General features: G+C 60.4%; 10 protein-coding genes. 3 read left to right on the forward strand and 7 right to left on the reverse strand.

The annotated features are described in order from the left end of the window. Position 1 precedes the first annotated feature (1 nt). Complete coding sequence (locus tag AC3A5N_RS00180) at positions 2-1,171, reverse strand: glycosyltransferase (protein WP_487735285.1); 1,170 nt, start codon at positions 1,169-1,171, stop codon at positions 2-4. A 343-nt stretch (positions 1,172-1,514) separates the two neighbouring features. Further along, complete coding sequence (locus AC3A5N_RS00185; protein ID WP_487735286.1) at positions 1,515-1,958, reverse strand: hypothetical protein; 444 nt, start codon at positions 1,956-1,958, stop codon at positions 1,515-1,517. 134 nt (positions 1,959-2,092) lie between these two features. On the opposite strand from AC3A5N_RS00185, the gene AC3A5N_RS00190 reads away from it, so the two are divergent. After that, positions 2,093-2,944 (forward strand): LysR family transcriptional regulator, encoded by an 852-nt coding sequence (locus AC3A5N_RS00190; RefSeq protein ID WP_487735287.1) that lies wholly within the window; start codon positions 2,093-2,095, stop codon positions 2,942-2,944. A gap of 164 nt (positions 2,945-3,108) precedes the next feature. Here the strand turns inward: AC3A5N_RS00190 and AC3A5N_RS00195 are convergent, their stop codons facing one another. Beyond that, entirely contained in the window at positions 3,109-4,008 is a 900-nt protein-coding gene (locus tag AC3A5N_RS00195) for a LysR family transcriptional regulator (protein ID WP_487735288.1), read from the reverse strand. Between the two features lie 103 nt (positions 4,009-4,111). Here AC3A5N_RS00195 and AC3A5N_RS00200 point away from each other — a divergent pair, with 103 nt between their 5' ends. Next, entirely contained in the window at positions 4,112-4,927 is an 816-nt protein-coding gene (locus tag AC3A5N_RS00200; protein WP_487735289.1) for an SDR family NAD(P)-dependent oxidoreductase, read from the forward strand. Positions 4,928-5,160: 233 nt separating this feature from the next. Continuing rightward, positions 5,161-5,724 carry a hypothetical protein gene (locus AC3A5N_RS00205; RefSeq protein ID WP_487735290.1) on the forward strand — a complete coding sequence of 188 codons (564 nt, stop codon included), beginning with the start codon at positions 5,161-5,163 and terminating at the stop codon, positions 5,722-5,724. Between the two features lie 386 nt (positions 5,725-6,110). Here AC3A5N_RS00205 and AC3A5N_RS00210 read toward each other — a convergent pair whose 3' ends face one another. The 4 genes from AC3A5N_RS00210 to AC3A5N_RS00225 all read right to left on the reverse strand — a co-directional run bounded on the left by AC3A5N_RS00210 (position 6,111) and on the right by AC3A5N_RS00225 (position 13,733). Continuing rightward, the gene (locus AC3A5N_RS00210) at positions 6,111-6,659 is read right to left on the reverse strand and encodes a nuclear transport factor 2 family protein (RefSeq protein WP_487735291.1); all 549 of its coding nucleotides are present in this window, start codon (positions 6,657-6,659) and stop codon (positions 6,111-6,113) included. Positions 6,660-6,726: 67 nt separating this feature from the next. Further along, positions 6,727-9,495, reverse strand: a complete 2,769-nt coding sequence (locus AC3A5N_RS00215) for a TonB-dependent receptor plug domain-containing protein (protein WP_487735292.1) — start codon at positions 9,493-9,495, stop codon at positions 6,727-6,729. Positions 9,496-9,685: 190 nt separating this feature from the next. After that, positions 9,686-10,675, reverse strand: a complete 990-nt coding sequence (locus tag AC3A5N_RS00220; RefSeq protein WP_487735293.1) for a DUF6282 family protein — start codon at positions 10,673-10,675, stop codon at positions 9,686-9,688. 124 nt (positions 10,676-10,799) lie between these two features. Further along, on the reverse strand, positions 10,800-13,733 hold the full coding sequence (locus AC3A5N_RS00225) for a TonB-dependent receptor plug domain-containing protein (RefSeq protein ID WP_487735294.1): 2,934 nt from the start codon (positions 13,731-13,733) through the stop codon (positions 10,800-10,802). Between the last annotated feature and the right edge of the window lie 116 nt (positions 13,734-13,849).

Consider the following 13,849-nt stretch of genomic DNA (forward strand, 5'->3'; position numbering starts at 1 on the left):
GCTAGACGCCGCCATCGCGCCATACCCGCACACTGCTGCACATTTTCTCCAGGCGCTGACGGTGAGCATCGCTGACCAGAGCCGTCAGCTCGGACAGATAGAGCTGACCAGAGCTTTCCAACGTGAACCTGGCGGCAAGGCGTTGCATGGCGCTTCGATCCGGCCGCAGATGCCTCGCGGCGTTCATCGCTAAGCCTAGCGTAGCGGGATCGCCCGGAGGAACTACCACGCCAAATTGCCCGTAGCCTGTCAGCCACTCCATGCTGGTGCAGCAGTTCGTCGCAGCGATCGGCAGACCCGCAGCCAGCGCCTCCAGAATAGCTGCAGGCACTCCTTCGTAGCGGGACGAGAGGACAAAGACGTCTGCTTGTGCGTACAGGGCTCGAACATCGTCAACGTGCCCGACAAACCGGACTTGCGATCGCAGGCCTGAAGCGTTTGCCCGTTTGAGCAATCGTTCGCGCTCGGGACCATCTCCAGCAATGACCAGCGTGTCTTCAGGCCGGGCATGGCGTGCGAACGCCTCGAGAAGCAGTATCTGGTTCTTCTGCGCGGCAAGCCTTCCGACCGTGAGGAAGCGGCAACCAGTTTGCGAATTCCTGGCCAATCTCGAACCAGCCAGCCGATGCAGTTCGAATTCGGACAGCGCCGGGTCGGGAATGACGCTGACCCTGTTTTCCGGGACCGCCAATTCGCGCTCGAGTTCGGCACGCATCGGGTCCGCGATCGCTATGAAGCGCTCGAGGACTGCGCCCTGGACTCTTAGCCACCAGCGATAAAATGGCCGGACAAACTTTGGGAGATCGCGCCGCTCCAGATCGTTGCTGATCTTGACGAGAACAGGAGGGCATCTCTCACCGTGGAGAAGCTTCATAGCCACGCAAACAACGGTGTAGGTGTTGCCAGGACAAAAAACGGCATCGACCTTTTCCGCAAGGAGAAACTGGAAGAATGACCAGATCATCCAGATCGTCTCCCACCCGTCGGTTGAAAACGGTTCTTTCATGACACGGTAATGGAGGTCAGGAACGGTAGCAGCACATGCTCCGCGGCTTCGGCCAAGGATAATGACAGGATCATGCCCCGCGTCTCGCCAATGTTCGGCAAGGCGCAGCGCCACACGCTCGACCCCTCCTGGTTCGAAGCTATGGATGGGAATGGCGATCCGCATGCCGACTAGACGCCGACCCTGTCCGAAACCCGCAATGCATTGCGGCGCGCATCCGGAGTCCAGCTGCCAAACGACGTCCGAGCGCATCGATGATGACCCGGAGACGATCTGCTTCGGCGCGGCGGATTACCAGTTGGCCGGCGCCGTCGACAATCCGGTCGTTTAGCTGCCCGGATCGTCCTTTCGAAACCGGCCACACGTTCACGCAGAGATATCGGGCGGCGACTGCGCGCGCTTAGCGGCAGAATTCAGGTGGTTATGCGACAGGCCGCCTTCGGACGACGGATTGTGATAGCGGCCGGTCCGAAAAGGATGATGAAGCGGGGAAGGCTCCGTCCCGGCGCTACTTCCCAACCGTTGCCTTGTTGAGGAGGACATCCATTCGGTAGACGTGGGCAGGATACGCGAGGATCTCGTTCATCCGGGCGTTGTCGCGGAAGATGTCACCGCCTCCACCAGCCACGTGCGCGTCTCGGCCCCTGATGTTGGGGAACGCCTCGAAGATACCGAAAGTCGTCTGCGAGTAGCGGACACCGAACCACGGGCCGGTTGCCGGTTCATCCACCACACACCCGTAGATGTCGCGCAGCATCTGTACGACATCGTCTTCCTTGCCCGGCCTGGCTTCGATGTGGATGTAGAACGCCTTGCGTCCATCCTCGCCGTTCTCGCCCGTCACGAGAACACCCTGGTGAGGAGCGTTTGATGATTGTTCCGGATGCTGGATCGGGCCAGGCACGGTGGCATGGTCTTCGGGGCGGGTTGAAGGCGGAGGGGCTTTCGTCATGGCTACACCTTTGCGGATTGTAGGCCTTCACGGCCTATGAAATCATAAGCTAGGCCTGTGTTCAGCTACCATTGCGAAGCTCGACGCTGCCTTTCACTTTTTGCAAGTCAGCAATGGTGCTAGCGTCACCGTCGATGCATCTCCCCTCCACCCGTACCCTTCAGGCGTTCGTTACAACGGCACGGCTCGGCAGCCTTGCTGCCGCAAGTGCGCGTGTCGCCATGTCGGTACCAGCGTTGTCGCGACGGCTCGCTCGCCTGGAGAAGGAGTTGGGTGTCCGCCTTCTGGAGCGCGTGCCGCGGGGTGTGGTGCTGACCAGCGCCGGCAATGATTATCTGACCCACGCGGTCGCGGTTCTCGACCGGCTGCAGGCCGCGGCCGCAGAATTGAAGCAGGACGCCGCGATCGTGCGGGTGACGACGATCCCTGCTTTCGCAACGCGATGGCTGCTACCACGGCTGCCGGCATTCAGCGCACGGCACCCCGGCATCGAAGTGGACGTGCGGACCTCGATCGCATTTGAGCGGCTCGACGTCGGGCAGTATGACTTCGCCATCCGCCTGGCGCTCGATCACGAGATGACGACAGAGCCGTTGCTGCCGATCCACCTCTCGCCGGTCTGGAGCGCTGCCCATCCGCGCGCGATCAAGTACCCCAAGGATGTGCTGCATCATCCGCTACTCGGACCGGATCATCGACCAGAATTTTGGCAGGAATGGCTTCGCGGTGTCGGGCTGGGGGATCAAGCGGCTCGACCGCGCGAGATCGACGCCCTGCTTCTATACGAGCAAACCTTGAGCGGTGCCGGCGTCGCAATCGGAATCGAGCCGCTGATCTCGGGTCTACTACGCGACGGGCGACTGAATGCGCTCGAAGCGCACCGGCAACGGTCGGCACGCAGCTTCTTCCTTGTCGAACCTCCCGAGACGCGCACACGCGCCGCGCGTCTCTTTCGCGGATGGCTACGGAGTGAAGCACAGGACTGACCGATGCCCGCAAGGGACCGCCGCCGGTGAGAAGAACGGCCGCCTTGAGGCAGCCGTGCCGCTCTCCGAACGGCCGGCCCAGATCGCGCTGTCGAAACCGGCCGTAGGTTCACACAGAACACTGTGATTCCAATGACGGGTATCAGGCAGATCCTGGGGCACGCTCAACGGTCAAGCGGCCTTTTTGCGCGAAGTGTGTCTTTGAACAGTTGGAAGGCCGTCGTGCCCTGCCGATCGGGGTAATAAAGGTGGTAGCCGGCGAACGGCGCGCACCACGGCTCCAGCAGGCGGGTGAGACGCCCATCGGCAATCGGCGCCGCCACCAGATCCTCCAGTATGTAGAGGATGCCGAAACCCTCAAGCGCGGCGGCCACCAGCAGGTCGCCGTCGTTGAACACCGGCCCGCGGCCTGGAGTGACCGTCACCGCATGGCCGTCACGCTCGAACGACCAGGGAGACAGGTTGCCATGCGCGTCGCGGTAAGCGATACAGCGATGGCCTGTGAGGTCGGCGGGATCCATCGGCGCCGGATGGTCACTGAGATAACCGGCAGCGGCCACCACCGCAACGCGCAGCGGAGGCCCGACCGCCAGCGCGATCATGTCTTTCTCCAACCGCTCGCCGAGCCGGATGCCTGCATCGAAGCGCCCCGCCACGACGTCGGTCATACCGCCCTCCACGCACACCTCCACCTCGATGCCGGCGTGGCGGCGCATGAAGGACGGGAGCATCGGCCACAGCACAGTGTCTGCGGCGTGCTTGCCCGTCGTGATCCGGACGGTGCCGATCGCCGCCCCGGACGCTCGGGACAGCGCCTCGATCTCGTCGTTCAACCCGGCCAGCGCCGGCGCCAAGGTGGCGAGCAGGCGCTCGCCGGCAGCGGTTGGGGCGACGCTGCGCGTCGTGCGGGAGAGCAGACGAAAGCCGAGTTGGCCCTCCAGCCGCTTCATGGTCTGGCTCAACGCCGACTGCGTGACTCCGAACCGCTTCGCCGCACGCGTGAAGCTGCGGTCGGCGGCAATCGCAGCGAAGACGGCAAGGTCGCCGAGCTGATCCGGGCGCATTCATGATCCCAGCTACTGGGGCCCATTACTGATTAGGCGGTTATCTTGATCCATTAGCATGTCTACTTGAGTTGTGACAGTTAAAGGAAACGAGGAGCAGGCGATGGGCAAGGTCTGGCTGGTGACGGGCGCAAGCCGAGGGCTTGGACTCGAGATCACGCGTGCGGCGCTCGGTGCTGGCGACGCGGTCGTAGCGACGGCACGCTCCGCCGATGCGGTGCGCGATACTTTCGGGGGTGAACACGATCGCCTGCACGCGCTCGCTCTCGATATCACCGACGCCGAAGCCGCGAATGCGGTCGCCGCCGAGACCGACAAGCAGTTCGGTGCGATCGACGTGCTGGTCAACAATGCCGGCTATGCCGAACTCGGCTTCTTCGAGACCTTCGCCGATGCCGCGGTGCGGCGCCAGTTCGAGGTCAACCTGTTCGGCACGATGAACGTCACCCGAGCGGTCGCCCCCTATATGCGTGCGCATCGCTCAGGCCTCATCGTCACCATCTCGTCGGTCAGCGGGCTGGTATCCAACGCCGGAGGAGCGGTCTACTCGGCGTCAAAGTTCGCGGTCGAGGGGTGGATGGAGGGCTTTGCGCAGGAACTTGCACCGTTGGGCGTCCGTTCGCTTCTGGTCGAACCGGGGATGCTGCGCACCGACTTTATGGACCGGAAGTCAGCGAGCTTCGGCAGCATCGACATTCCCGACTATGCCGAGGCGATCGCGCAGTATCGCGCATTCGTGGACGAAGCCAACGGCAACCAGCCGGGCGACCCGAAGCTGCTCGCCACTCGGATCGTGGCGCTTGCTTCACAGGACGATGTGCCATCGCGGCTCGTGTTCGGCGACGATGCCCGCGAGTGGGGCGGCGCGAAGGTCGAACAATTGCGGCAGGAGATCGCCCAGTCCGCCGATCGCGGCTGACACGACAGACGGGAAGGTAGGAGTAGAAGATTGCCCGGTACTAGTCGTCACCCTCGGACGCTTCCGCCGATAATAGCGGCCGTTCAGACCGAGACCTTGGCTTCCCAATAGCTGCCGTCGGTTCACCTTAGTCTATCGACCGCTCTTAGGAGTTGACGCGCTCGACACGCATGGCGTGATTGTTGTGGGAAGGGGACGTTCCCGCAATCACCGTTACTTGGTATCGCGGTTGGATGCGTAGCAAACTTGCTTTGGTCTTATCGGCACTTTTCGCCGCGGGGTGCACGCCCGATCAAGACGCGGCACGCTATGTCGAGGCGATAGAAATTCCACTTGAGGTTACTACTGAGCGAGAAGAACTGGTGGATTTGTTAAGCGCCGAAGCTCGTCGGCATCCGGGGCTTCACGTAGACGATGTTAGCATTCGTTATGCACGCTACCATGAAGATATTGATCTACTAGAACCTAGTCAGCGCCCGACCCTCTCCATCTCTGTTTGGCGAGGAGAAGACGATGATGAATTGGTCGCCACAGTCGGCGATGTTTTTCATCGAGGTAGGGTTTGGGCGACATTCCTTCGCGGCGAGAACCCCGATCAAGAGACACCATTTAGAGAAGCGGCCATTGAACTGATCAGAGAACGATGGCCGAACAGCAAATCATTGCCAATTCTCCCCTCAGGCGGGCTTCCAAACGATGAACACTTCGTCCTTACCGATGAAGGATACAAGCTTCGTAGGTCGGAAGCGCACAATTACGACCTACCACCGGATTCCGAACTTTTCGCTGCAAACTGACCATGTCCCAATGTCCGCAATCAGGTCGGCTCCGGCCAGGCAGGTTATCAGGTGAAAACCAGAGAAGCGGTCGTTCCCTTTCGCCATGGCTACTCGGTCAGCAGCCGCCGACATAGCCGACATTCGCTGGCTTAGAGTGGATCGTCGAAACCTGCCCTACATTCATATTTAGGCTGAGGCCGCAACGGGACTGCTTGCGATCGCGGCTGGGAGCTATATCGACGGCCTCGCGGCGACTGAGGGCGAGAGCCTCGCGGCGATGGCGCTCTAAGCAGGTTAGCCAAGCGAACGCCGTACCGTTAGTTCTTGTAGAAGCTTCGCGATATGATCCTGGCCTTCTGAAGCCGGTTCAGAGCCCGATACCTATTGCCGCTCCTTCCGCCCAGTCATGGCTCCGCCCGTGGGTCTGCAAAGAGAAGCTCACTCTGGCGGAACGCAAAGCGCCATCTCCCGTCTTTGCCTCGCTGAAACACTTCGCGATACTCCCCCACCGATCCCGGTTCTGCCGGAAACGGCGGGGTGCCGCCGTCGCCGCGAAAATAGAGGATAGTCCGCGTTCCTGACGCGCGATCAGGAGTTTCGAAGACAAGACGCAGGTTCGTCGAGATGTGCCGCGTTGTCCGCGGCTCCGTGGCGCGTTGTGCAAAATAGGCGCGAATGGCAGCGTGCCCTACGGCTCTCAATCCTACATTCGGATTGTCGAATACCGCATCGGACGTGAACAGGGCAGGGATTTCTGACGCGCGCCCGTGATCCAACAGATAGTAATACTCGATCACTAATCGCTCTATCGCTACACGGTCCACCATCTCGTCGCGCACGACTGCAGTGGTGGAAGATCGATCTTGAGCATTCAATCCGCAGACAGGCGCAAAGCTTGCGCATAGAGTCAACAAGACGGCTCGTCGACAAACCCAATTCTTCACAAAATCCACTTCACGCTCTCCTTTCCGCGTATTTCTCGCGCCCGGAGGCTGTCGACTGGTCGGCGGCTACGGCTCTCTAGAAACGCAAGCGAGCTCCCACGGTGTAGCGACGTCCGATCTTATCGTAATATTGCCCGTTCACTGGCGCATTCAAAACGAAGTAGGGCGTCGCACGAGGATCCTGATTTAGCAAGTTGTTAACGGCCCAGAAGAATTCGTACTGCTTTTCAGTTCCAGCAAAGAACCTGCCGTTCAAATTGAAATACCAAGTTGCTGGTACATGGTTATTATTGATCGTCGGCCCATCAGGCGTGTTATAGGTGGTGTCCTGAACACCAGAGCTAATGTAAAGCGTCTGCAGCGATATCTGCCAGTCGTCGTTGCCCAAGGTCTGCGACAGGTCGCCACGGAAAGTGGGGATTGCGCCGAGTGTATAGGGGTTCATCGCTCCGGCATGATCCAGGGGAGTCGATCCGACGGTTCCCAGATCGACGATCGAATGAATCACGTAAGTACCACTTGCGGAGGCCCGGTAACTGCCGCCAGATCCGAGAAATCCGACCTCGGTGTTGTAGCCCAGCGTCATGTCGATTCCTTCTTGCGAGAAAGAACCGAGATTGAGGGTACCGGCAAGAAGCGCGGTGTGGATACGTTCGCCTGGGTTGGCTGGGTCGGGTCCGTAAGTAAACGCGTTGCAGAAGGCTTGATCACCCGCGCTGCATAGGGCCGCAACTTGAGCACCGGTCGGATTGGAGATCGCGTCCCTGATATCGATCTTATAGTAGTCTATCGACAGACCCAATCCCCGAAGGGCGCCGCTGCCTTGGTAAGCAATCCCGGCCGTCCATGTATCGGCGAGCTCGGGCTTAACGTCGGGATTTCCCGCAGTGGCGTTCTGCGGAATGATATTCGTCTTGCTGACGCCGTCGACGACCAAAGTCAGCGGATTGATCACCGGACTGCCAGGGCCGAACAGTTCGTTTAGCGCAGGTGCGCGAATATCGCGCGATCGCGAAACACGGAAATTCAGCCCATCAATGGGCTCATAGACCGCACCCGCTTTCCATGTGGTCTGTCCGCCAGCCGTGCTGTAGTCAGCGTATCGCACGGCGCCGTTTGTGGTGAATCCGGAGAAGATCGGAACGGTCGCTTCAAAGTAGCCTTCTTTGACGTTGAAGCTGCCGTTCCAGGCTGCAGCATTGCCGGCGCCTTCATAGCCGTTGGCAAGGGCGATCGGGTCAGCCGTCAACTTTTCGGTTTCCTTGCGATATTCGCCGCCGATGGCCACCCGGACAGGGCCGGCGGGAAGATCGAAGATGCTGCCCACAAGGTTGGCCGCGACGGTGAATTGCGTATATTTCACGTCGGACATGGGCTCGCCCCAGATATAATCACGGGCTGCGGCGCTCGTGTTGCCTTCGCCGAACAGATTGAGTGGCGCGCATCCGGCCGCGTCCGGATTACCCTGAGCGACGGCACGGCACACGATATTGCCGTTTGGAGTCCCGGTCAGGAACTGGCCTTCGTCCACGGCATCGATGGCAAAATCGAGATTGTCGGAGATCAATACTCTTGAGGCGCGCAGCTTGTTGTAATTGACGCCGTAACTGCTGTGTGCATCCCAGCTCCAACTATCGCCGAGTTCGCCTTTCAGCCCGACCGTGCCGTGCGGGGACTCGTTGCTGACCCGATATTGGTTGTTGCCGATGTCGAAGCCGATACGACTGATATTCATCGTCTGATCAGCCGGAAGTTGCGCCCGGACCTCCGCGGGAAGGAATGCATTGTCGCCGTGGATTGGCTGACGACTAAGGCGCAGAACCGCGCTCGTGATCGTGCCATCCGCCTTCGACCACCCCCCCTCGACATAAGCGGTGAGACTATCCGAAATGTCGTAATAGATACTGCCGTAAGCTGTTATACGCTCGACACCGGGGACGGTGTCTGTTTGCGCATTGACCGACTTGCCTTCACCTCCAACCATAACCCGGCCGTCGATGGGACTGCCGTAATCGAACGGCCGCAAGGAGCCATCCGGATTGAAGGTCATCCCGACCAGGCTGGCCGGTCCGGAGATGATCACACCGCCCGCACCAAGCGAGTTCACGACATTGTCTGCCAGCAGGAGCTCAGTCGCACCTCCAGTCCGATCGGTGACGATCAGCTGCTCACGTCGGCCCCAATCTCGGGTGTAAAAGCTGCCGACTCCCTCAACCTTCGAGTAATCAATGCTGACAACGACGTTTCCGCGGCCGCTGGAAAAGTTCGTCCCGGCAAGGAAGCCCGCGCGGATTCGCTGATCGTCTCCCTCTTCTGAAATACCGGTCTGCACTCGGGCATCGATGCCATCATATTTCGTCTTCAGGATCAGGTTGACGACACCCGAGACCGCATCCGAACCGTACAAGGCCGAGGCGCCGCCGGTCACCACGTCGACGCGGTCGATCATGATCGTCGGAATCAGGTTGAGATCGGTCGTAGTCGGCACGCTTCGGTTAACTGCCGGAGCAAAAGGCACGATCCGTGAGCCGTTCACCAGAACAAGCGTTCGCTGACCGCCTAATCCCCGCAGATCAGCAGTGGCCTGCCCCGGGCTTGAAAGATTGGTGGCATTCGCGTTGGGTGATCTCGACGCTTTGAATGCCGGGTTCTGGTTCAAGACGTCCATGACCGTCTCCGCCCCTTGGCGATCGATGGCCTCCGAACCGATAACCTGCGTCGGCGTGGGTGCATCCAGGCCGCTTTGCGCGGTGCGCGATGCAGTAACGATGATCTCACCACCGCCTGCCGGCTGCGATTGCGAGGCCTCCTGGGCCTGCGCGACCGTGGGATAAGAAATTGTCATCAGGACTCCGACGAGTACGGCCCCCATCCGGTCTCGGTTACGAAAAATGGAACGCGACGCGCTACTATCCTGCATGATCAATCCTCCCCTTTTAGAAGCAGTCCGGACGGCTTCGGCCGCTCTCTATCGATCGAAATATTCTTGAGCCGATTAGGTCCGACCAGACCGAGTGCTCCGCCGCCCGGCTCCGCTATTCTGGCTGTGGCAGGCCAAGCAGCGCCGCCGGGTTTTCAACCATCATTTGGTGGAGTTCTGCGGCCGTGAGACCTTTGGCGCGCAGTTGACCCGCCACCAGCGCGATCAGCTCGTCGGGCATATCGCGGCGACCGAGCTGCCCACCATCGCTACTCAAGATGACGTTCGCGGGGCCAAGCGAGCGAATTGCGTCGTGGTATTGCTGCACGGTAAAACTGGCTCGCTCGCCGACGAGGAAGCCCGCGACGAACTCGATATAGGCACCTAGACCAACCGCTGCCTTCATCTGCGACATTGTCATGTCGATGGGATGGCCGATCGCATGGGTCACAACGATCCGCTCGATCCCCTGCCTCTTAGCCTCGCGAACCACCATCAGCGCCTCGTCCGCCGAGACATGACCGGTGGCGAGCGCCAGTTGCGCATCGCTGTCGCGGATCTTGGCGCTCGCAATTGCGGCGATGGCCGCCTTGGTCGCGGGAAGTAATTGGCCGTTGCTCGACACCGGCACAAAGGCCCTGTCTGGATTGCGGGACGAGCGCACATAGTTCTCACTGTCCCATGTCGGCATGCTCACGATGCGCGCACGGCCGCCCTTCACCTCCCCGAAATGATAGATGGCGGCCGGATTGAGGCCTCCCACCGTCAGGTTCAGACATAGTTGGCCGAACACCTCCACCCCGGGTACCGCCTTGTTGGCGAGGTAAGCGAGTTGCGCGCTCTGGTCGTAATGCTGCTTGACGACAAAGCCGCGCATACCCGCTTGCTCCGCGCGCTTGGCCATATCGATCACGTCGAGACCTCGCCGCGCCTGAGAACTGTGGGGACCGAAGCTGTCGGGATCGAGATGAGTGTGTATGTCGATCGCATCCTGGAGAAGGGCCCGATCGACGTCGGTGGGCGGCGGAAGATCGCCAAGCGGTTGGTCTTGCGCCGTCGCCGTGCTCGCCACGAGCAAGAGCATCGGTGCAAGAATCGCGGTCATCCTCGTGTTCGCTCGGTCCGGCATCTTCGGTATCTCCCTAGTTTGTCTGCGCGCAATCGTGCCGTCGCGCTCGTCCCGTCTGGCGGATCGGCTACCGGTACTCCGCTTTCACGGCCGGCGCCGGTCACAGCCGCAATCGAGCGCCGATGACGAAGAAGGTGCCCCGATTGTCGAAGAACGGCGAGTTGGCGATGGTTGGCGTGGTGATCCCGTTGGGCGCGATCGGCGGATCGACGTTGAACAGGTTCTCCACGCGGCCATAGAGCTCCGCCTCGGGGGTCAGTTCATAAGATGCGGACAGATCGACATAGCTGCGGCCGGGAACGGTGTTGTCGATCAGATCGAGCCTGTCGATGTTGAAACTCGTGTCGAATTTGCCCCCATCGATATACCGGTAGCCCACTCCCAGTCGGAAGCCATCGATCGAATAGTTCGCATCGAGATTGATCCGCCATTCCGGAACCCCCTGCGGGGGTCCCGGACTACCGGCATGCCCGACGTAGTCCTGGGTTTCTCCGTCCGAGGTGATCGACAAATCGATCACATAATTCGCCAGGCCGCGCAGGCTGACCTCACCCTCGCCGAGGCCGAAGCGATACTGCAGTTCGCCATCGATCCCGCTGGTCTTGAGCGAGTCGGCGTTGAACGGGATAACGTTGATCCGGGTGATGAGCCCAGAGGATGGGCTGCGGATCACTCCCGAACAATATTCGGTCCGGCCGGCTTCGCAGAAGTCGACGATATTTTGTGGCGCGACCGTGGTGATCGCTTCGTCGATCGAGATACGATAATAATCGATCGACGCTCTGAAGCCGGGAATAAAACTGGGCTGAAAGATCGTGCCGACCGTGAATGTGTCAGCCTTCTCGGGCTTCAGAGCGGGATTTCCGCTGGTGATCTGAAGGGTGTTGCGGCCGAGATTGTCGCGCGGATCCACGATCGAGTTGATGACCTGTCGACCGCGTGAGAACAGTTCGAAATTGTTCGGCGCGCGAATATCCCGCGACACCGTCGCGCGAAATCGGAGATCGGGGATCGGAGAATAGTTCGCTCCGAGCTTCCAGGTCGTCACGCCGCCGCTCAACGAATAATCGGTGTAGCGAATTGCACCATTGAGCTCGAGGTTTTCGGCGAAGCGGCTGCCGCTCGCCAGCGGCACTACGACTTCGGCATACCCTTCCTTGACGTCGAATTCACCAGTGAAAGGCTGGGAGTTGATGGATCGCCAGCGGCTCAGCGCCGAATCCTCGTCAGCGGTCATTTCGGTGAATTCGCGGCGATACTCGGCGCCGACCGCCAATTTCACCTCGCCCGCCCAGGTCGAGAAAGGGCTGCCCGAGATATTCGCCGCGAACACATCCTGCTCCTGGCGCGATCGCGTCCAGGACGTGCCCCGGTAATAGGCCAGCGCGCGTCCGTCGATCGAGCCGGCGCCGAACAGATTGATGGGCACGCAATCGCGTATATCCCGGTAGGGATCCTCCGCGTCGGAAGGATTTGGATTGTTCAGCAGCGCACGGCAGATCGGCTGGCCAGTCACGGGACTAATGACGGCGTCGGTACCCAAGGTCCAGCGATCGGAGATGCGGTTGTAATGGCTCAGCGATTCGTAGCTGTTGCGGCCGATCTGTCCCGAGATATCCCAAGTCCAGCCATCGCCGAACGTGCCCTCCAGGCCAAAGGTCCAGCGGCGGACTTGCGTCGTGTTGTCGAACACGGAAATTTGATCTTCCATGTTCATGCGCCCGAGGGCAACCGTCGTCAGGCCGGCAGCCGCCATTGCATCGCGAACCGAATTTGGAAGAAACGCATTATCTGTGCGGATGGTAATGCCGCGATCGTCACGGTTGGGCGACAGGTCTGATAGGACATTGACCCGCGAATAGAGAAAATCGGCGAAAAACGTGACACTGTCGGTGACATCGAAACGCAACCCGCCGTAGCCGGTGAAACGTTCGATCTCCGGCAGCAGATTACCGTTGTCGACCTGCGAAGCGCCATCTCCGCCTGTCATATAGGTTCCGCCGATATTGGTTCCGTAGTTGAACGGGATCGGGTTGCCGCTCACGTCGAACTGGACCCCCGTGCCTGTGGGGAAACCCAGCTGCTGGGCGATAATGAGACCTGTCGCGCGCGTCAGCACACCACCTTCGGTCATCTGCGTGTAGCGCGCATTGTCCGAAATGATCAGCCGCGGCTCGCCGTTGGTCGGGGTGTAGGCCGGGTTGGTGAGCAACGTCGTGCCGTTCCGGCCCCACGGCCTGGAAGCCTGCATCGTCTGCCCGTCGTTGTGCATGTAGTCGCCGGCGACCGTCAGATGCAGCCGATCGTCCATCAGGCCGACACCGTAGGCAGCGCTGACGGCCGGACGATGATAATCGTCGTAGGTCGTTTGACCGTAGGATACGTCGAGCTTCAGTCCGTTCAGGTTTTTGTCGAGGACGAAGTTCACGACGCCAGCGACAGCATCGGAACCATAGGCCGCCGACGCGCCTCCGGTCACGATCTCTACATCGCTGATCAGCGCGACGGGGACGATGTTGGTGTCAATCGTGCCGGCCGGATCGGTAAAGGCGACGCGGCGACCATCGATCAATACCAGTGTGCGCTGTGTGCCGAGCCCCCGCAGGTCGGCGTTAGAACCGCCAACCGGCTCACTCGACTTGCCGATGTTCTGATTGATGCGCAATTGAGGTACATCATCAAGCAATTCCGAAACCGTGCTGACAGCCTTCGCCTCGATTTCCGCTTGGCTTATCGCCGTGACAGGGGTCGGCGCGGTGAAGCCGCTGATGCGAGTGCCCGTGACCACGATCGGATCGCCCTCAGCGTGGTTTTCAGGAATGGGCTGTGTTTGCTGCTGCTGTGGTGCGGCGACGGAAGCTTCCTGAGCCTGCGCTGCGGCAGCGGACAGCGTCGGCATGCCTGCGAGGACAGCGCACAGTGCGGTGGTTTGGAGCGACCGCGTTCGCATGGGTGCCGAACGTAAAACCTGTCCCCAGGCGACTCCATCGCCAACAATCTGGCGCACGAACGCCGTCCGTACATCGCTCGCCATTATCCACTCCCATGCTTTATTCGTTTTTATCAGGCTACATTTGTCTATAGCGAATAGTCTAATGCTGATTTCGCTGGCCACCAATGCCGGGGAGGCATCATATGAACGGCTAACGC

The organism is Pelagerythrobacter sp. Soil_C_18, assembly GCF_057657235.1.